Source organism: Chryseobacterium sp. 22543, assembly GCF_052044565.1.
Classification (GTDB): domain Bacteria; phylum Bacteroidota; class Bacteroidia; order Flavobacteriales; family Weeksellaceae; genus Chryseobacterium.
This window is the reverse complement of sequence record NZ_JBQENH010000003.1, coordinates 504,768-524,161: the sequence shown is the minus strand read 5'-3', so window position 1 is coordinate 524,161 and position 19,394 is coordinate 504,768. Positions and strand designations below refer to the sequence as shown.

The 19,394-nt window shown below is 38.2% G+C and carries 14 protein-coding genes; 13 read left to right on the top strand and 1 reads right to left on the bottom strand.

Translation table 11 applies throughout. The features are described from left to right. Nucleotides 1-114: 114 nt before the first annotated feature. From ACTJIP_RS13165 to ACTJIP_RS13125, 9 genes are read left to right on the top strand one after another with little or no spacing between them, the layout of a single operon-like run. A complete protein-coding gene (locus ACTJIP_RS13165) occupies nucleotides 115-1,641 on the top strand; it encodes a pyridoxal phosphate-dependent decarboxylase family protein (RefSeq protein ID WP_440704691.1) in 1,527 nt (508 codons plus the stop codon). Beyond that, nucleotides 1,613-4,015, top strand: a complete 2,403-nt coding sequence (locus ACTJIP_RS13160) for a GNAT family N-acetyltransferase (RefSeq protein ID WP_440704690.1) — start codon at nucleotides 1,613-1,615, stop codon at nucleotides 4,013-4,015. The genes ACTJIP_RS13165 and ACTJIP_RS13160 overlap by 29 nt, the downstream gene beginning before the upstream one ends. Next, nucleotides 4,008-5,324 carry a lysine N(6)-hydroxylase/L-ornithine N(5)-oxygenase family protein gene (locus tag ACTJIP_RS13155; protein ID WP_077417400.1) on the top strand — a complete coding sequence of 439 codons (1,317 nt, stop codon included), beginning with the start codon at nucleotides 4,008-4,010 and terminating at the stop codon, nucleotides 5,322-5,324. Before ACTJIP_RS13160 ends, ACTJIP_RS13155 begins: the two co-directional genes overlap by 8 nt. Before the next feature lie 7 nt (nucleotides 5,325-5,331). Then, the gene (locus tag ACTJIP_RS13150) at nucleotides 5,332-7,143 is read left to right on the top strand and encodes an IucA/IucC family protein (RefSeq protein WP_440704689.1); all 1,812 of its coding nucleotides are present in this window, start codon (nucleotides 5,332-5,334) and stop codon (nucleotides 7,141-7,143) included. Then, nucleotides 7,140-8,543, top strand: coding sequence for an MATE family efflux transporter (locus ACTJIP_RS13145; RefSeq protein WP_219072689.1), 1,404 nt, complete (start codon nucleotides 7,140-7,142; stop codon nucleotides 8,541-8,543). Before ACTJIP_RS13150 ends, ACTJIP_RS13145 begins: the two co-directional genes overlap by 4 nt. 1 nt (nucleotide 8,544) lies before the next feature. Next, entirely contained in the window at nucleotides 8,545-8,790 is a 246-nt protein-coding gene (locus ACTJIP_RS13140) for an acyl carrier protein (protein ID WP_047374822.1), read from the top strand. Between the two features lie 4 nt (nucleotides 8,791-8,794). Next, nucleotides 8,795-10,183: an AMP-binding protein gene (locus ACTJIP_RS13135; protein ID WP_440704688.1), complete on the top strand. Its 1,389-nt coding sequence runs from the start codon at nucleotides 8,795-8,797 to the stop codon at nucleotides 10,181-10,183. Beyond that, nucleotides 10,170-12,614, top strand: a complete 2,445-nt coding sequence (locus ACTJIP_RS13130; protein ID WP_180563748.1) for a TonB-dependent receptor — start codon at nucleotides 10,170-10,172, stop codon at nucleotides 12,612-12,614. Before ACTJIP_RS13135 ends, ACTJIP_RS13130 begins: the two co-directional genes overlap by 14 nt. A 2-nt stretch (nucleotides 12,615-12,616) precedes the next feature. Next, nucleotides 12,617-13,804 carry a PepSY-associated TM helix domain-containing protein gene (locus tag ACTJIP_RS13125; protein ID WP_440704687.1) on the top strand — a complete coding sequence of 396 codons (1,188 nt, stop codon included), beginning with the start codon at nucleotides 12,617-12,619 and terminating at the stop codon, nucleotides 13,802-13,804. A 360-nt stretch (nucleotides 13,805-14,164) separates the two neighbouring features. On the opposite strand, the gene ACTJIP_RS13120 is transcribed toward ACTJIP_RS13125, so the two are convergent. Then, on the bottom strand, nucleotides 14,165-15,655 hold the full coding sequence (locus ACTJIP_RS13120) for an aminotransferase-like domain-containing protein (protein ID WP_180563750.1): 1,491 nt from the start codon (nucleotides 15,653-15,655) through the stop codon (nucleotides 14,165-14,167). Between the two features lie 66 nt (nucleotides 15,656-15,721). On the opposite strand from ACTJIP_RS13120, the gene ACTJIP_RS13115 reads away from it, so the two are divergent. From ACTJIP_RS13115 to bioB, 4 genes are all read left to right on the top strand, one after another. Further along, on the top strand, nucleotides 15,722-16,345 hold the full coding sequence (locus ACTJIP_RS13115; RefSeq protein ID WP_077417391.1) for a hypothetical protein: 624 nt from the start codon (nucleotides 15,722-15,724) through the stop codon (nucleotides 16,343-16,345). After that, nucleotides 16,338-17,447: an aminotransferase class I/II-fold pyridoxal phosphate-dependent enzyme gene (locus ACTJIP_RS13110; protein WP_180563751.1), complete on the top strand. Its 1,110-nt coding sequence runs from the start codon at nucleotides 16,338-16,340 to the stop codon at nucleotides 17,445-17,447. The genes ACTJIP_RS13115 and ACTJIP_RS13110 overlap by 8 nt, the downstream gene beginning before the upstream one ends. Before the next feature lie 77 nt (nucleotides 17,448-17,524). Then, complete coding sequence (gene bioD / locus ACTJIP_RS13105; protein ID WP_180563752.1) at nucleotides 17,525-18,139, top strand: dethiobiotin synthase; 615 nt, start codon at nucleotides 17,525-17,527, stop codon at nucleotides 18,137-18,139. Continuing rightward, entirely contained in the window at nucleotides 18,139-19,122 is a 984-nt protein-coding gene (gene bioB, locus ACTJIP_RS13100; RefSeq protein WP_077417385.1) for a biotin synthase BioB, read from the top strand. Before bioD ends, bioB begins: the two co-directional genes overlap by 1 nt. The last annotated feature ends 272 nt before the right edge of the window (nucleotides 19,123-19,394 follow it).

The following is a 19,394-nucleotide window of genomic DNA, read 5'->3' as shown; positions in this document are numbered from 1 at the left end:
CAAAATTTAAAAAAAATGTAAAAAATAAAAACCTGACTATCAGATATATATAATCGTATATCAAAAAAAACCACAACAACTCACAGATTTAAAAAATCACATTACAAAACTTTTATGAACAACAATTTAATTTCCCTAGAAGAGCTCGCAAGCACAACTTCACCTCACATTTCGGGGAATTTTGGGAATATTTTTCATCCAGACAATTATGATCATTATCGTAATGCTGTCAACAGTACTTTAGACCTGGTTCAGGAATTCCTTTACAGAAACAACAAGCCTTTCAGTGGTATAGAAGCCAAAACAATGAAAGGAATGGTACAGCAGATCGACCTTAATCAAAAACTTTCCAATTATAATGAGCTTCTGACGGAAGTAGACGAAATCTATGTAAAACATGCCACAGCTTTTCACCTTCCTCAGTATGTAGCTCACCTTAACTGCCCGGTAGTTATTCCCGCATTGGCAGGAGAAATCCTTGTAAGTGCTATCAATTCTTCACAGGATACTTATGATCAGAGTGCCGGTGGAACATTCATGGAAAGAAAACTGATTGACTGGACTGCGGGTCAAATTGGATATAATACGAGTGAAAGCGATGGCGTTTTCACAGCAGGGGGCTCACAGAGCAATTTAATGGGATTGGTCATGATGCGTGACTGTTTCTCCCATAAAAGATATAATCACAATATTAAAATGGATGGTCTGCCAGCAGAGGCGAGCCGTTTCAGGATATTTGTTTCAGATAAATCTCACTTCAGCAATTTGAAAAATGCTTCTATTATGGGACTGGGTGAGAAAAGTATTGTTAAGGTTCCTACCGATGAAAGATTCCGTATGGACATTTCTCTTTTGAAAAAATACATTAAAAGAGAAGAACAATTAGGAAATATTCCAATTGGAATCGTGGCTACCGCAGGAACAACAGACTTTGGAAATATCGATCCATTAGAAGATATCGCAAATATTGCAGAGCATTATAACATTTGGATGCACGTAGATGCAGCTTATGGTTGTGCTTTATTATTAAGTGATAAATACCGTAACCTGATTAATGGTATTGAGAGAGCAGATTCCGTAACGATTGATTACCACAAATCATTCTTCCAACCCATCAGTAGCAGTGCCTTTATTGTTAAAAATAAAAAAGAACTGTTGATTCTTAAACATCACGCCGATTATCTGAATCCGAAAGAAATGGATGAAGAAGAAATTCCGGCACAGATCAATAAATCTATTACGCAGAGTACCCGAAGATTTGATGCTTTAAAACTTTGGTTTACCATAAGAATGATGGGAAGAGAGCAGCTGGCAGAATATACAGATACCGTTATTGATCTTACCAAGGATGCGGCCGCAATGATTACTGAAGATGCAGATTTTGAACTTCTTTCAGATTCGGATTTAAGTGTTCTTGTTTTCAGATATGTAAATCCGGAAATCAGTGATCTGAACGCCCTGAATCAATACATCAAGATGAAACTTTTCTACAGCGGAGAAATCCTTGTAGCAAGTACAAAAGTGGATGGTAACTTCTATCTGAAGTTTACGTTCCTGAACCCGATTACGACGACTGAAGACATTCATCAAATTCTCACCACAATCAAAAAACATGGAAAAGACTTTAATTCAGAAAAATAAAACGGGAGCCCGGGAAATTACCCTCAGAATTCTGCTGAACGGAATGCTGAGAGAACTGGGAAACGGAAAATTCTATCAGGGAGTTCCGAAATATGATCTTCTTACAGCAAAAGCTCTTCAGAACAGCAATTATTCGCTGTATATGAGGTTTGAAATGAAGAAAAGCGGGCTATTTTTATTTGCTCCGGTTTCTTATCGTTCTGAGACCCTTTTTCATGAATACGAACCTGTTTTATGGGCTGTAGACCACAAAAATCAAGAGGTTTTTGAAGTTAATGATGAAAAACTGACTGAACTGGTTTACAAAGAGTTTTCTGAGACGACTAACGAAAGTGGATTCAGGCAATTTGTGGAAAGAATTCAGAGCAGCTTAAGAAATCTTGAATTAACGACAGAAGCATGCCTTCAGGACGATCAGCTTTTAACATATTCTTTTCTTGAATCTGAACAAATGCTTCCTGCAGGACACAATCTGCATCCTTTCACCAAATCAAGAATGGGCTTCTCTGAAGAAGAACAGTTTTTATATGGCCCTGAATTCGGTAAAGGATTTCAGCTGGATTATTTTCTGATTCACAAAGACTGTATCACGGAAAAATCTCTTCCGGGGATTTCAGCAAAAGAAATCTTCGAAAAATGGACTTCCTTACCGGAAAGCTACGATTTTGAAAACACAAATGATTTTTATATCGTTCCATGCCATCCATGGGAAGCAAAGTATCTTCTATCAACCGAAGAATACCCTGAAATGCTTGGATCCGGGAAAATTATTCATATCGGACCACTGGGTGAAGATTTTTATGCAACATCTTCTATCAGAACGGTATACAATCCGGACTTCAGCTGGATGCTGAAATTTTCTCTGCATGTTTTAATGACAGGCTCTGTAAGAACAAACAGCTTAAAAGATCTCAACAGAGGATATGCTTCCGCAATCTGGTGGCAGCATGAAAAAGCCTCATTTGAAAAAACCTTTCCCAACTTTAAATTATTGCTGGAACCTTCCACATTAAGTGTTCATTACGAAGGAAAGAATATGGACAGTCTGAATATACTGCTCCGTGAAAATCCTTTTTCAAATGAAGATAAAGTCATTTTATTAGCAAGGCTTTGCCAGGATGAATCTACAGATGGATTCAATTTTACGACCCATTTCTTTAAGAATGTGGCGAATCAGCTGGGTATAGATGCTGAAAAAGCAGCAATTATCTGGTTTGAAAAGTATGTGAATCTATTGCTTTCCCCTTTAAACAGATTGTTCAATCAATTAGGGATGGCTCCGGAAGTTCATCAGCAAAACCTTCTTGTTCAGCTTGATCATCAGCTTTTACCGCAGTCTATCTACGTAAGAGACGGACAGGGATATCTTATTAAAGACAGTTTCAAAGAACAATATCAAAACCTGATTAAAGATTATCCTGAAGTTGAAGATCTTTTCATCAGAGATGAACGCCTTCTGGATATTGTTTCCCATCATCTTTTGGTAAGCAATCTGAGTGCTTTGATCTCATCAATAGGTAAAACAGGGTTGGTTAAAGAAAGAAAACTGATCCATATTCTGTACAGAGAATTTGAAAACCTTCATGAATCTGAGCCTTCTTCATTGACAGATTATGCATTGAATCAAAGATATTGGGCAGTAAAATCAAACCTTCAGTCGGCGGTGTCTGATGTAGATGGCGGAGTGAATGCGGCCTCTATTTCTTATGCTAAAGTTCCAAACCTTCTTCATAAACATTTCTTCTCAGATCAATTGATCCATCCTCAGGGAAAAGAAGTTTTCTTTAAAAGATATTTCCAGAAAGAAGATGTAACCATGAGTATGCGTCCTATAGATCTTGAAAATGACCTTGAAATGCTTCATGAATGGTTTAATCGCGAACATGCCGTAAAAATCTGGCAAATGAACTGGCCTATTGATGAATTGGAAACGTATTACAGACTGATGCTTCCAAGTGATGAAGCCCACAGTTATATCATTGCAGGTAATGATGAGCCTTCCTGTAATATAGAGGTGTATTGGGCTTGCAGAGATATTGTAGGCGATTATTACGAAGTGCTGCCTACAGATTACGGAACGCACCAGTTCATAGCACCTACTGATCCTAAAAAGAAATTTGTATCTCCATCTACACAATCTATGGTTGACTATGTTTTTGCACAGCCGCAGGTAGGTAAAATGGTAGGAGAAGGGTCTGTAGACTCACTTGCTTCTATGATGAACAAAGCCCATGTAGGTTTTAAAGTAGAAAAAGTAATTGAAATGCCTCATAAAAAAGCCAATCTGAACTTCTGTTACAGAGAATGGTACTGGGAAAAATTCCCACAGAATAAAGAGGTAAAAATCACCACAAACATCACAAAAAATGACTAACGAAGCCGTATACAATGTAATAGGCATAGGTATAGGCCCTTTTAATCTGGGACTTGCCGCATTATCCAATCCGATTCCGGAACTCAAGACCCTTTTCCTGGACCAAAGAGATGGTTTCGATTGGCACCCGGGATTGATGATTGACCATGTAACCCTGCAGACTCCATTTTTGTGCGACTGTGTATCCATGGCTGATCCAACCAATCCTTTGAGTCTTTTGAACTATCTGAAGGAAACCGGAAGATTGTACAAATTCTTTATCCGTGAAAGCTTCTTTATCCCAAGAAAAGAATACAACCGTTATTGCCAGTGGGTTATCGAACAACTTCCAGAGTGTCGTTTTTCAACGCAGGTGGTTGATATTACTTATGAAGATGGATTATATCTGGTGACGACAGTTCATACCAAAACCAAAGAAACTACGGTTTTCAAAACCGAGAGACTGATTTTGGGAACCGGAACACAGCCACATATTCCTTCTTTCATTCCGAAAGATGATTCCAGAATCATTCATACAAGTTCTTATCTGTATAGAAAAGAGGAACTTTTATCTCAAGGAAAGAAAATTGCCATTATCGGTTCTGGTCAGAGTGCTGCTGAGGTATTTTATGACCTTCTTCAGAGCAGAAATGAAAACACACAGTTGGGTTGGTATTCCCGCCCGGACAGATTTTTCCCTATGGAATATTCTAAACTGACACTGGAACTTACATCGCCTGATTATGTAGAATATTTCTACAACAGAAATGAATCTGCCAGGAAAACCATTTTAAGCAAACAGCAGGCTCAGTTTAAAGGAATCAATTACGATCTGATCAATGATATCTATGATTTTATTTACGATCTGAATATAGACAATGCTGATCCTAATCTTAAAATCATTCCTAACAGCCAGCTGAATACAGTAGACAATAGCAATCCTGATTTTATCAATCTTGAGTTTACACAGCTGGAGCAGGAAGTTCCTTATGATCAGGAAGCCGATTATGTGATTCTTGGAACCGGATACCGTTATCATGAGCCTGCATTCTTAAAGAATATTCAATCCAGAATCAAGAGAGATTCCAGCGGATTGTTTGATGTCAACAGAAATTATTCAATAGATCATAACGGAGGCGAAATCTATGTGCTTCACGCTGAAGTTCATACTCATAGCTATATTTCTACCGACCTTGGAATGGCTGCTTACCGTAATTCCTATATCATCAATGATATTCTGGGAAGAGAGCATTATAAAATTGAAAAGAAAATTGCTTTCCAGGACTTTGATGTAGAAAAATATGCTGATTTACCAACTGCCAAAATTTAATCATAAAATGAACACCAACTTAAAAAATACAGTAAGCCAGGAAAATTGGAATCAGGCTAACAGAAATCTAATGGCCAAAACCATCGCAGAACTGATGCACGAAGAGCTTCTAAAGCCCGTAGTAACCTTTGAAGATAAAGACGGATATACTGTTTTTAAACTTGAAACCGGACTTGAAAATATTACGTACAGCTTCCGCGGACAGGAGAGAATGATGGATTACTGGCATATTGATAAAGACAGCATTACAAAAACTGAAACCGGTGAAGACCTGTCATCAGTAGATGTAGCGGCTTTCTTTCTGGAAATGCAGTCTGTATTTGATTTAGATCCTTACACGATTGCAAGATATACGGAAGAGTTGCTGCATACATTATATTGTGATGCTTTAATTTTATCAAGAGGAGTAATGTCTTCAAAAGACCTTGCTGATGCAGATTATCAGACTGTGGAGCACAATATGACCGGACATCCGTGGGTTATTGTGAACAAAAGCAGACTTGGTTTTTCTCCAAGAGATCTTAAAACATTTGCCCCTGAGGCTGATGAAAATTTAAAAGTAATCTGGTTAGCTTCCCATAAAAGCAGATCATCATTTCAATCTTTGGAACATATTGACAGAGAGCAGTTTTATCGTTCTGAAATAGGAGATTTGCTGTATAATGAGTTTCAGCAGCAATTGATAAGCGAAGGAAAAATTGTTGAAGACTATCATTTTATCCCGGTACATCCATGGCAGTGGGAGCATAAGCTTCAGATTCATTTTGCGGGAGATATTGCTTCCGGACTTTTAATCCAATTGGGAGAGGGTAGTGATACGTACAGTCCACAGCAGAGTATCCGTACTTTGTTTAATGTAGATCATCCAAAGAAAAGATATTTGAAAACAGCTGTCTCTATTTTGAGTACAGGAAATATCAGAGGACTGTCTCCTAAGCAGATGAAAATTGCTCCTGCCATTACCGATTGGGTAAAAGGCTTAATTAAAGACGATGCTTACCTTGAGAATAAAGAGACTATTTTCTTAGGAGAAGAAGCCGCTATCACTTATTTACATCCACAGTATGGAGCTATCGCCAGCGTTCCTTACCAATATAATGAATTCCTTGGAGCATTATGGAGAGAAAGTGCTGAAAACTATCTGAAAGAAGATGAGCAAATGGTAACCATGGCTTCTTTACTGTATGTAGACGAAAATGGAGTTCCATTGGTTCAGGCATTTGCAGAAAAAGCAGGCCTGAGTATTGAAAAATGGATTGAAAGCTATCTTGACGCTTATCTTACGCCATTACTACACATCTATTACACGCATTCATTATGTGTAACGCCACACGGAGAAAATATTATGGTTGTTTTGAAAAACGGAGTTCCACAGAGAATTGTGATCAAAGATTTTGTGGATGATATCGTTTTAACAACTGAAGCCAGAGAAAAGCTTCCTGCTCACCTTGCAGATGGCCTGATTCAGTCTTCAAACAAAGAAAATATCCCGTTGTTTATTCTGCTGGGAGTTTTTGATGCCTTCTTCAGATATCTTTCAAATGCACTGCATACGTATTCAGACTTTAAAGAAGAAAAATTCTGGGAACTGGTTCACAACTGTGTAGAAAACTATAAAGCTGAGAATACGCATCTCCAGGAAAGATACGAAAAGTATGACCTGTATGTTCCTGCATTCAAAAGATTCTATATCAACAGTCTGCGTCTGAAAAACAATGGTTACAGCGAAAATAAGGCATTTGCGATTCCAAGAAAAGATGGAGCATTGCCTAATCCGTTGTATCAGATTGCCAATAAAAATTCAGTAGCAGCAGTATGAGGAAATTCCTGCATATACTAAAAGAAGGAGCGGTTTTTGCCTATGGAGCTATAGCCGGGAAAAAGGTCGAATTGACTTCCGGAAGCATCAACCGTTCCATCTTTAGCCTTGCCATTCCCATGGTAATGGAACTTGTCATGGAATCTGTTTTTGTGAGCGTCAATCTATTGATTATTGCAAAATTAGGAGACAAAGTTCTGGGCCTTGTGGGAATTACAGATAACTACATCAACTTTGCTTATGCCATAGCAGTAGGGTTAGGCATTGCTGCAGCTACTCTCACAGCCAGAAGAGCAGGTGAAAAAGATCAGGAAGGAATGGGCAGAACCGCTCAGTATATTATCCTTCTCGCCTTGTTTTTTGCTGTGCTTATTGGTGGTATTTCCTGTTATTTCTCCGCTGAAATTGTTGATTTCCTTGGTGTCAACGCCAATGCCGTAGTTGATGGAGTATCTTTTTCAAGACTGGTCTTTCTGAGTATTGGGCTTGTGATTCTCCGCCTGTCGGTGAACGGACTTTTCAGAGGTGCGGGTGATGCAGATATTGCAATGAAATCACTTTGGATCTGCCATATTTCCAATATCATCTTTGCCGTGATTCTTGTTTTCGGATTAGGGTTTATCCCTGCTTTCGGGTTGATGGGATTGGCTTATGCTACGGTTTTATCAAGAACGTTAGGAGTCTTATACCAGGCTTTTATATTTCTGTCCGGTAAAACCAGTATCAGCATCAGAGTTCCTTTTCGGCTTGATATACCATTGTTGCAGAAGATTCTGAAAATAGCCTTTGGAGGATTGGTTCAGTATATCATTCCAACATCCAGCTGGCTGATTATGGTGAAGATCATCTCTACCTTCGGAACAACAGCTCTTGCAGGATACATTATTGCCCAGCGTATTGCTTCAGTAGCAACGATGCCTGCCTGGGGAATAGGAAATGCAGCAGGAGTTCTTACAGGACAGAATCTGGGTGCAGGAGAGCCTGAGCGTGCAGAAAAAACAGTCTGGAGAGCAGGAACAATCAACATGACTTATCTGGTAATAGTAGCCTTATTCTGGCAGATTGCAGCGGAATATGTGGTGAAATTTTTCACTACAGAACCTGAAGTCGCAAGATATGCAGTTCAATACATCCATGTGGTTTCTATGGCTTATTTGCTATTAGGATTCACCATGGTGATCAGCCGTGCTCTGAATGCGGCCGGAAACATTCTGCAGGTTACACTGCTGTACCTCGTCATGTTTTATGTGATTCAGCTTCCTTTGGCCTATCTCTTAGGAGTAAGGTTTCAGTGGGAACTGAGAGGAATATTTACCGCTATCGTTTCTTCGGAAATTGTCTTAGCCGTGTTATTCCTAATGATTTTTAGAAATGGAAAATGGAAAACTATAAAAATTTAAAATGAACACTACAGAAGAATTTTATGAAATTATCGCCTCTGCCATCGCCATAAAAAAAGAATTGGTAGATGAAAAACTAACGTATCAGGAAATCCCGGAATGGGATTCTATGTCTCATCTTCTTATCGTAGAAGCGCTTGAACAGTTTTATCAGATCAAATTTGATTTTAACGATATTCTTGAGATGGGAACCGTCGGGAAGATTCGCGAAAAAATGAAAAAATACGAAGTATTCGTAGAAAACTAAGCATATGAAAATTTTAGAAAATGTAATTGCCAATAAGAACTTGGGGTTTACAGATGCTTCCACCGGTACAACAATACCGGTGGGAACACTGTACCGGTCTTTAGGCTTAAATCCGGTAGAAAAAGGGCTGCTCTTTTTGTACAATGACAATCAGCTGTCCAGTATTGAGGTACTCCTCAATTTTTACGGAACAGCGCACACCATTGCGGTACTGGGACAAAAGCTGCATGAAGAATTCAAAGAACGTATCGAGGCAGAATACCGTCCGAAATATATCTTTGATCCGCAAAGAGAAGCTATTGAAGGATACAGCCTGAAAGAATTCTCAGACCACATCAGAATCTTTGCAAAGGATGACTATAAGAGTGAAGTTACAATTCATCCTGACATTAAAATCCTTTTGAGTACTTCAGGGACAACAGGTGTTCCGAAACTGGTTAAATTATCAGATGAAAGCCTTTATCAGAATGCTTTGAGCATCCTTCAGTATATGCCTGTTCAGGAATCCGATGTGGTTCCTTTAAACGTTCCTATCAACTTTGTATATGGATTCTCTATTTTCACCACCAACTGTATGCGTGCCGGAAGAATTGTCTGTACAGATAAAGACATTATGCAGAAAGCATTCTGGGATGAAATGGAAGAGTATGGCTACAGTACTTTGGGCGGAGTTCCTTTCCTTTATGAGAACCTGAACAGAATAGGATTTTTCAGAAAAGATTCTCCAAGCCTAAGGTATTTTACTCATACCGGAGGCGTAATCAATGCTGAGCTTAGAAAAACCATTTTCTCTTATTGTCATGAATTTAAAAAAGAATTCTTTGCGCAATATGGTCAGACCGAAGCAGGAGGAAGAATGGCTTATCTTACCACAGAAGGATTGCTGGAAGCTGAAACTTCTATCGGAACTCCGGTACACAACGGAAGTTTCAGAATTGATACTGAAACCGATGAACTTCTCTTCTCACACATGAGTATTTTCGGAGGTTATGCCAATAAACTGGAGGATCTTGCCACTTATGAGCAACCTTCCGTACTCCATACCGGAGATACCGCCAGAAAAGGGGAGAACGGAATTTATTATATCACAGGAAGAATAAAGCGTATCATGAAGCTTTTCGGAATACGCCTTAATCTGGATGAGGTAGAATTCATTCTTAAAAATGAAATGCAGGGCAATACCTTCGTATGTCTGAATGCCAATGATAAAAAAATCGTTGTGTTGTATGACAATCCGGACATTGATCCTCAGATCATCACCGAAACCATTAAAAATAAACTGCGTATCAACCCGCAATATGTACGCGTCGAACTTATAGAATCATTTCCATTATCACAAAACGGTAAAATAAACTATCCCCTGTTACAAAACTTACAGCATGAAAACATCTAAAACCCTTATATTACTTCTTGGTCTTGCTTTATCTTCAAACTCGCTTTCTGCACAACAGGGCGACAGAATTCATGGCAAGATCATGCTGACAGAACAGGCACCAGTAAAAAATGCAATTTTAAGACTTGTCAATACGTCTTATCAGGCAAAAACCAATAATTTAGGAGAATATTACTTTGAAAATGTACCACCTGGAGAATATACGCTTCAGGTGGTTTTAAATGACATCGAACTGATGAGGGAATCTATCCATATTCAGAAAGATGTCCACGAAATTCCTGCGATTTATGCCCCATTACACAATAATGTGATTGAGGGAATCACTGTATATGCAGTGAGCAGAAATAAATTTCTGGATAGAGACAGCACTTCAGTAGCTAAAATGCCTCTGAAAGTTCTTGAAAATCCACAGGCTTATACAAGCATCAACCAGCAGATCATGAAGGAACAGCTTACTTACGATATCTCGGAAGTACTGAAAAATGTTCCGGGTATGGTCAAAATGCAGGGAAGCCCGGGAAGAGGTTCAGGAGACGGAAGTTTCTATTACAGCCTTAGAGGTTTCCCAACCAAAGTATCCATGGTAGATGGTGTTCCGGCAAATACCAATGGTGAGATAGATCCTGCCGACATTGAGCGTCTGGAGGTGATCAAAGGGCCTTCAGGAACTCTATATGGAGGTGCTGTAACTTCTTTTGGAGGTCTTATCAATGCAGTAACCAAAAAACCAAAAGACTATTTCGGTGGCGAGGCTTCTTATCTGATGGGAAGCTACAATCTGAACCGTGTAACCGCTGATGTTTATGGTCCCATTACAGAATCCCGAAATATACTGTTCCGCTTAAATGCAGCGTATCAATATCAGAATGGTTTCAGAGATTCTGAATTCAGAAAATCATTTTTTGTAGCACCTACGATAAGTTATCAGGTTAATGACAGACTTAAATTTAACCTTGGAGCTCAGATTTACAATTATGAAGGAACCAATACACCGATTATTTTCCTTCCGAGAACAAGAGCTTATTTTGCTCATAATCCCGATGAACTTGGCTTCGACTGGAAAAGATCTTACTCCAATAATGATATGACCTTAAAAGCTCCGTCAATCAATGTAAAAGCAGAAGCTGTCTACAAAATTGCAGATAAATGGACTTCACAGACCTTGCTTTCAAGAAACTTCAGAAAAACAGAAGGTTTGTACCAATATCAGTTTATCAGAGGAAATACCAGTGATGCGATGTTAGAACGTAATGTGCAGTGGCAGAATTCAGAAGCTTCTTCTACAAGTGTTCAACAAAACTTCAATGGAGAATTTAACATCGGAAAAATAAAAAATAAAGTCTTGATAGGATTAGACTATCTTAACCAGACAATTAATAATAACCATTCTCCAATTGTGGTATTCGACAATGTGGATGGACAAAACCTGACAGGCAGCTATGGAAGTATTTCCAAAGATCTTGCTCTTCAGAAAATTCAGGCCGCTACCCAAGCCGCTATTCTTGCTGGTAAAACACCTTTGGTAAGAAATACCACTGCATCCAACCTGTATGGGGCTTATATTTCAAATGTAACTCACATTACTGACCGTTTGACTACATTGATCAGTTTGCGTATGGACCATTATGAAAGCAAAGGCCAGCTGAATCTGAACGATAACAAACGTGCAGGAGAATTCAACCAAACAGCGTGGTCTCCAAAAGTAGGTGTTGTTTACCAGATTCTTAAAGATCAACTCTCTGCTTATGGTAACTATATGAATGGTTTCAGTTATACAGCACCTGTTACGCAGCAATTGGCTGATTATAGCGGAGATATGAAACCACAGATGGCGAACCAGTGGGAAGTAGGAATCAAAGGAAACCTTTGGAGAAACAAGATTAACTTTACCGTTTCATATTACGACATTCTTGTTGACAATATCCAGAGAGGAACCGGAGTCATCCGTGACGGAAAAGAATACAGTATTGTTATTCAGGATGGACAGCAAAGAAGTAAAGGGATTGAAATCGAAACCATCATGAATCCTGTTCAGGGATTGAATATTATGGCGGGATATGCCTACAACCACAGCAGATATGAAAAAGCAGATCCAGCTGTAGATGGCCGCCGTCCGGAATCTGCAGGTCCAGCGAATGTATTCAATTCATGGATCAGTTATATTCTTCCTATCAGAGGATTTCAGGGACTTGGAGTTGGCTTTGGGGTAAACCGTGTAGGAAAACAGATTACCGGAAACAAGGTAGTTACCGGACAGTTTGCATTTCCTGCCTATACTTTAGTGAATGCTTCCATTTCTCTTGAAAAAGAAAGATACAGATTAGGATTTAAAATGAATAATCTGGGTAATGTACAATATTTTGCAGGGCAGGGAGTGGTAGTCGCACAGATGCCTCGTAATTTTGTTGCTGAGGTTAGCTTTAAATTTTAAGAATGAAGTTAAAGTTTAGAAAAATAGCATATCAGTTACATCTATGGCTCGGACTAACGTCCGGGCTTATAGTTGTTATTATGGCTGCTACAGGATGTATCCTGGCTTTTGAAGAAGAATTAAAACACATTGTTCACCCCAACAGATATTTCGTTGAAAACATCGGTAGAAAAAAACTTGAATTATCTCAACTTACGGAAAAAGCAGAAAAAGCACTTCCTGAAGGGTTGAAAGTCAAAAGAGTGGTAATGTCTTCCGATCCCTCGCGAACCTATGTCTTCCGAACGCTGAAAATGGATGAGGAAGCATGGACGTATTGGGGGACTTATCTTTATTATTACCGGATTTATGTAGATCCCTACAATGGAAAAGTGCAGGAAGTAGAAGATGCCAAAAAAGATTTCTTTGAAATTGTGCTGGATCTCCACAGAAGACTTCTGCTGGGAGAAAAAATAGGAAAAACAATTACCGGTTATTCCACATTGATTTTTGCAATTATCCTTTTATCGGGGCTTGTGATATGGTATCCCCGTAAAATGAGTAAAACCATGCTGAAAGGAATGTTTTTCATTAAAACATCAGCCAATTGGAAAAGGATCAACTATGACGCTCATAATGTGCTGGGTTTCTATGCTGTGATTCCTTTACTCTTAATCTCTTATTCCGCATTGATATGGAGCTTTGAAGATGTAGACAAATGTGTAAAGAATACACTGAACGGAAACACTACAGAAAAGAAAGCCAAAAGTACCATCCCTTCCGAAGAACTTTCAGACCGGAATAACATCCTCAATCTGATTGGAAATACCATGGAAAAAGGACTGAAAGATAAGAAGTCAGCACTTATCAATTTTCCAAGATCGGAAGAGGGAACGTATTATGCTGAACTTACTTATGATGGAAGACAATACAGAAATGAACATTTTAATTTTGATCAGTATTCAGGAGATATTTTAAAATCTCAATCTTATAAAAACAAAAATATCGGATATGGAACCGCATTAAGAGAAAGAAATTATGATCTTCACACCGGAAGTATCCTGGGACTGACTACCAGAATTATTTATTTTCTGGCGGCTGTTATCGCACTATCACTTCCCATTACCGGATTTATCATTTATTTGAATAAGAAAAAGAAGAAACCAAAACATAAGAAAAACAAAGTAATTTTTCCTTCTCATTATCAGTAAAGGCCTCTGGAAAGAGGCTTTTACTTTTTTTTAAAACCACAAAAGTCACAAAAGTTTTATTTTAAAAACACATTAGTTCACTTAAGTAAGTTTAAAAAGATACCGCAGAAAAGTTCACATAAGAAGAAAATCAAAGATTTTTTCAAAACTTAGGTGTACTTTATTATGTATGAAATTTAGCTTTAAAAAACTTAATCGGTTAAGAACTTTTGTGACTTTTGTGATCAAAAATAATCAATTTAAAAGGTTAGAACTTCATATTATCCAGTATCAATTTTATCGAAGATAAAATCCTCGCGCCTTAAAACACATTGTTTTGGCCCTTATTTGCGCCTTCGCGTTTTCCAACTAATAAAATAATCAGTTTATCAATCCCTTCACATTTTTTGAAAAAACCTCAATCCCTTTGTTCATCTCTTCAAAATTAAGATCACCAAACCCCAGTCGCATGGCGGTAAGACCTTTATTCTGATACAACAGTGTTTTAGGAATGAAAAGATTATCTTTTGCACAGTTTCGGCTCAATTGCATCAGATTCAGTGGAATATTCCATTCCAGCCAAATGGCAAGACCGCCCGAAGGTTTCTGAAAGGAGATAAAATCACCCAGGTTTTCTTCCAGAAGCGCAGAAAAATAATCACGCCTTTCCTGATAAACTTTTAAAGATTTTTTCAGATAGCGGTTGATTTCCCCTTCTGCAATCATTTCTCCAAGGGCTCTTTCCATTAGAATATCACCCTGACGATCGATAATTCCAAGGTATTTACGCATTTCTGTCATCAGATTTTCAGGAGCCACGATAAATCCTGTCCTGAATCCCGGAGCCAAAGATTTCCCGAAAGAACCGATATAGATCACCATTCCGTTCGTATCAGCACTGGCTAAAGGAAGAATGGGGCTTTTATCGTAATGAAATTCATAATCATAATCATCCTCCAGAATAATAAATCCATATTCATTCGCAAGTTCCAATAATTCAAATCTTCTCTGAGCGCTCAAAGCAACAGTAGTAGGATAGTGGTGATGAGGTGTCAGATAAAGCATTCTTATTTTCTGCTTTTTACAGGCTTCTCTTACACTTTCTACGATAATTCCTTCCTCATCAATAGGGATAGAAACAATATCAACCCCCGCTTTCATAAAAATCATATTGACGGAAAAATAACTTAAAGCTCCTACTAATACAATATCGCCAGCCGAAAGAAGAATTTCGGAAACAATATAAATACTCATTTCAGTACTTCTGGTAATGAGCAGATTGTTCTTGGAAATAGGGAGTCCACGGGAGAGATTCAGATATTGTGATAAATGTTCTTTAAAAAACTCACTTCCATCATGATTATAATGTCCTAAAGCCTTCTGATTGGATTTACGCTTCAGAATAGAACTGTAAAACCGGGAATGCTGCCCGATCTGCGTCAAACGGATATCAGGCACTCCATCATTAAAGACATATTCACAGTCCGAATGTTCAAAAGGGTTATCAAGAATATTGGATGTTTTGAATGAAAAACCGGTCGATATTGGATAGTTTTGAAGGTTATTTTCCTCAAAATCGTTCACTTTTACAGGTTTTTCCTGATCCTTTCCAATGACAAATGTTCCTTTATTCGGAAAACTCTCTGTCCAACCCTGAGCCGACAATTCATCATACACAGTAACAGCTGTATTTCTATGGATTTCCAGCATTTCACTGAACGTTCTTGTTCCCGGAAGTTTCGTTCCAAAAGGTAAAAAGCCTCTTTGAATAGCATTGATCAACTGATTCGCAATCTGCAAATAGATAGAAGTCTCTGATTTTCTATCAATCTTTATAAAACTTTCGTAAGGAATCTTAACCGGACTATCCATAATATCAAAACTGGCACCATACAACCATCCGGCAATATACTACTTTTGACATCAAAATAAAAATCTATGGAATTTCATCATCTGTTAAAAAAAATTGTACAGGAAGGAAGTACCCACGCCAAATGGCTGAATACACTTTCTTTCATGGAAAATGCCGGTGCAAGAAAAATATCAAAATGTGAACATCCAACTCTGGTTTCTCAGATCCAGCTGAAACATGCTGCTGAAGAGCACCGCCATGCTTATTATCTAAAAAAACAGATCGGGAAAATAGATCCTGAATTATGTAAAACCTACGAAAGTACAGAACTTCTGGCTCCCATAGCAACAAGCCAATATCTTCACTCATTGGATATTAAAGCCTGCCGTTATCTTCAGAAAGCTTTTAATCTTAATAAAACAGATATTAAATATGCTGCATACCTTTTTGTAACCTATGCTATTGAGGTACGTGCTGATGAACTTTATCCTGTCTACCAGCAGGTTCTTACCGAAGCTTCTTCCAGAATTATGGTAAAATCTATTATTCTTGAGGAAGAAGGCCATCTTGAAGAAATGATCAACCAGCTTAATGAATTTTCACCAGACTGGAAAAAGCATGCAGACCATGTTTTAACAATAGAAAAAGACCTGCACGAAGAATGGATTAATGCTGTTACAGAAGAAGTAGCTCAGTTGAATTATGCTTAGTAATAGCAATCGCTTTCAGGAATCTCTTAACAAAAGAAAAGAGGAAGGAACATTAAGACGTTTGCGACTTCAATCTGATGGAATTGATTTCTACTCCAATGACTATCTGGGATTTGCAAAAAGTAAAGAACTTCAGCATTTACTACTGCAAAAGATTACAGATAATCCTCAATTGCTTTCAGGAAGTACAGGTTCGAGGCTCATTAGTGGAAACAATGATATTGCGGTTTCTGTAGAAAATTATATTGCTCAGATGCATCAGTTTGAATCTGCATTACTTTTTCCGTCTGGATATAATGCCAATCTGGCCTTGTTTTCTACGCTTCCCAGCCGTCATGATATAATTATTGTAGACGAACAGATTCATCGGTCGGTACATGATGCCTGCAAACTGTCGAATGCTAAAAAATTAAAGTTCAGGCATAATGATCTTGAGGATCTTGAAAACATTTTAAAAAGACAGGAAAACCAATGCTATATTGCCATAGAAAGTCTTTACTCTATGGAGGGAGATTTTGCTCCTATTCAGGAAATTGCTGAGCTTGCTGATCAGTATAATGCCTATTTGATTGTTGATGAAGCCCATGCATTTGGAGTTTTCGGATATGGATTGATTGAAAAATATCAGTTACAACATCAGGTTTCAGCAGTTGTGGTGACCTATGGAAAAGCACTCGGATCCCATGGAGCAGCAATCCTCTGCAATGAAACAGTAAAATCTTATCTGATTAATTTTGCGAGTCCGTTCATTTATAGCACATCCGCACAGGATTTTCAGTGGATGAGTATAAAAACAGGATATGAATTTTTAGATCAAAATCATGACCTGGCGATAAAACTTCAGGACAATATTAAAATTTTCCGAAGCCAAAATCTAGAGTCTCCATCAATGGAAACAAGCCCGGTTCAGGCTATTGTAATTCCTGATAATCAAAAACTGAAACAATTACAGGATACTTTATCTGAGGAAGGATTCTTAGCCTATGCGATATATAGCCCCACAGTAAAAGAAGGAAGTGAACGATTGCGGATATGTCTTCACAGCTTTAATACAGAAAAGGAAATTATAAAACTGACAGGAATCATTAAAGAATTTATTTAAAAGAAAAGAGGAGAAATAAAGCAATTTTCTCGAAAAACTTCCAAACCCCGGAACACGAATCCCGAATCTCGAAACACATGAAATTATTTATAACAGGAATAGGAACCGAAATCGGAAAAACAGTCTGCTCGGCTGTTTTGGTTCAGCATTTTAAAACAGAATACTGGAAACCCATACAGTCCGGAGATCTGCAGTATACGGACAGTGATAAAATTGAAGCATGGACAGACACGAACTTCTGCCATCCGGAAACTTTCCGATTACAGCTGGCCGCATCACCACATCAGTCCGCAAGAGAAGAAAATATTACCATAAATCTGAATGATTTTCAACTCCCAAAAACCGGAAACCCATTGATTGTAGAAGGAGCAGGAGGCCTTATGGTGCCCTTATCTGACTCTACATTCATGATCGATCTGATAGAAGAATTAAACCTTCCGGCTGCATTGGTAGTCAGAAATTATCTCGGATGTATCAATCACAGCTTATTATCAATCATAACATTACAACAGAGAGAGATCCCATTGGAATATTTAATTCTTAACGGAGATTTCCCGGAAGATACAGAAAGAGTAATCTGCAGTTTTATTGAAAAAGAAACAAAAATTATAAAGATTCCCGAAATCAACACTACTGATAAGGAATCTATAAAACATGCTGCAAAGCAATTAACAATAACAAAAATAGGATAATGGATACAAAAACAACATTGAGAAATACCTGGACTAAAGAAGAGATTGAGGAAATTTATCATCTTCCTCTGATGGAACTGATCTATAAGGCAGCCACCGTACACCGCGAATGGCATGATCCTTCTGAAGTACAGATCTCCACTTTATTATCCATCAAAACCGGCGGATGTCCTGAAGACTGTTCATACTGCGGACAGGCAGCCCGTTATCACACGAATATCAAAGTACAGGCTTTGTTGCCAACTGAAACTGTAATTGCCCATGCTCAGAAAGCAAAAGATTCCGGATCTTCAAGATTCTGTATGGCTGCAGCATGGCGTGAAGTTCGTAATAACCGTGACTTTGACAGGGTGATTGACATGGTAAAAGGCGTAAATGATCTAGGCCTTGAAGTTTGCTGTACACTGGGAATGCTTACTGAAGAACAGGCTATCAGACTACAGGAAGCAGGATTATATGCGTACAATCACAATCTTGACACCTCTGAGCAATATTATGAAGAGATCATTTCTACCAGAACATTTGACAACAGGATCAATACCATCAACAATGTAAGAAATGCAGGAATCACCGTGTGCTCCGGAGGAATTATCGGACTGGGTGAAACCCACAGAGACAGAATTTCAATGCTTCTGACATTAGCAACAATGCCAAAACATCCGGAATCTGTTCCTATCAATGCATTAGCAAGAGTAGCAGGAACACCTTTAGAGGATAATGAAAAAGTAGATACCTGGGAAATGGTAAGAATGATTGCTACCGCAAGAATCGTAATGCCGTCTTCTATGGTAAGATTAAGTGCCGGCCGTATAGAAATGTCTGAGACAGAACAGGCTTGGTGCTTTATGGCAGGAGCCAATTCCATTTTCACAGGAGAAAGAGAAACATTATTGGTAACGCCTAATCCGGGAGTTTCTGAAGATATGCAGATGCTTCAGACATTAGGATTGAAACCTATGATGAAAAAGGAAACCTGCTGTTAGATAATTATGAATTATGAATGATGGGCTGGATCATTAGTATTATCGCTTTTATTATAACATTGATAAATACCTTAATCAATATTTAACGCTAAGATTCGCAAAGAAATATTGATTAAATGTAAAAATATTTCGTTCGCAAAGGCATTCTATTCAGCAAGGCAGAATGTTTATTATTGCTTAGTGAAGCGCCTTTGCGAACTTAAAAACAGCATACAAATTAAAAAACTTAGCGATCATAGTGTTAAAATTAAAGTACTACGTCACTCATTTTT

Excerpts from the sequence above, each read along its gene's own strand:
- ACTJIP_RS13165 (WP_440704691.1), top strand. The coding sequence starts at position 115 with ATGAACAACAATTTAATTTCCCTAGAAGAGCTCGCAAGCACAACTTCA.
- ACTJIP_RS13160 (WP_440704690.1), top strand. The coding sequence starts at position 1,613 with ATGGAAAAGACTTTAATTCAGAAAAATAAAACGGGAGCCCGGGAAATT.
- ACTJIP_RS13155 (WP_077417400.1), top strand. The coding sequence starts at position 4,008 with ATGACTAACGAAGCCGTATACAATGTAATAGGCATAGGTATAGGCCCT.
- ACTJIP_RS13150 (WP_440704689.1), top strand. The coding sequence starts at position 5,332 with ATGAACACCAACTTAAAAAATACAGTAAGCCAGGAAAATTGGAATCAG.
- ACTJIP_RS13145 (WP_219072689.1), top strand. The coding sequence starts at position 7,140 with ATGAGGAAATTCCTGCATATACTAAAAGAAGGAGCGGTTTTTGCCTAT.
- ACTJIP_RS13140 (WP_047374822.1), top strand. The coding sequence starts at position 8,545 with ATGAACACTACAGAAGAATTTTATGAAATTATCGCCTCTGCCATCGCC.
- ACTJIP_RS13135 (WP_440704688.1), top strand. The coding sequence starts at position 8,795 with ATGAAAATTTTAGAAAATGTAATTGCCAATAAGAACTTGGGGTTTACA.
- ACTJIP_RS13130 (WP_180563748.1), top strand. The coding sequence starts at position 10,170 with ATGAAAACATCTAAAACCCTTATATTACTTCTTGGTCTTGCTTTATCT.
- ACTJIP_RS13125 (WP_440704687.1), top strand. The coding sequence starts at position 12,617 with ATGAAGTTAAAGTTTAGAAAAATAGCATATCAGTTACATCTATGGCTC.
- ACTJIP_RS13120 (WP_180563750.1), bottom strand. The coding sequence starts at position 15,655 with ATGGATAGTCCGGTTAAGATTCCTTACGAAAGTTTTATAAAGATTGAT.
- ACTJIP_RS13115 (WP_077417391.1), top strand. The coding sequence starts at position 15,722 with ATGGAATTTCATCATCTGTTAAAAAAAATTGTACAGGAAGGAAGTACC.
- ACTJIP_RS13110 (WP_180563751.1), top strand. The coding sequence starts at position 16,338 with ATGCTTAGTAATAGCAATCGCTTTCAGGAATCTCTTAACAAAAGAAAA.
- bioD (WP_180563752.1), top strand. The coding sequence starts at position 17,525 with ATGAAATTATTTATAACAGGAATAGGAACCGAAATCGGAAAAACAGTC.
- bioB (WP_077417385.1), top strand. The coding sequence starts at position 18,139 with ATGGATACAAAAACAACATTGAGAAATACCTGGACTAAAGAAGAGATT.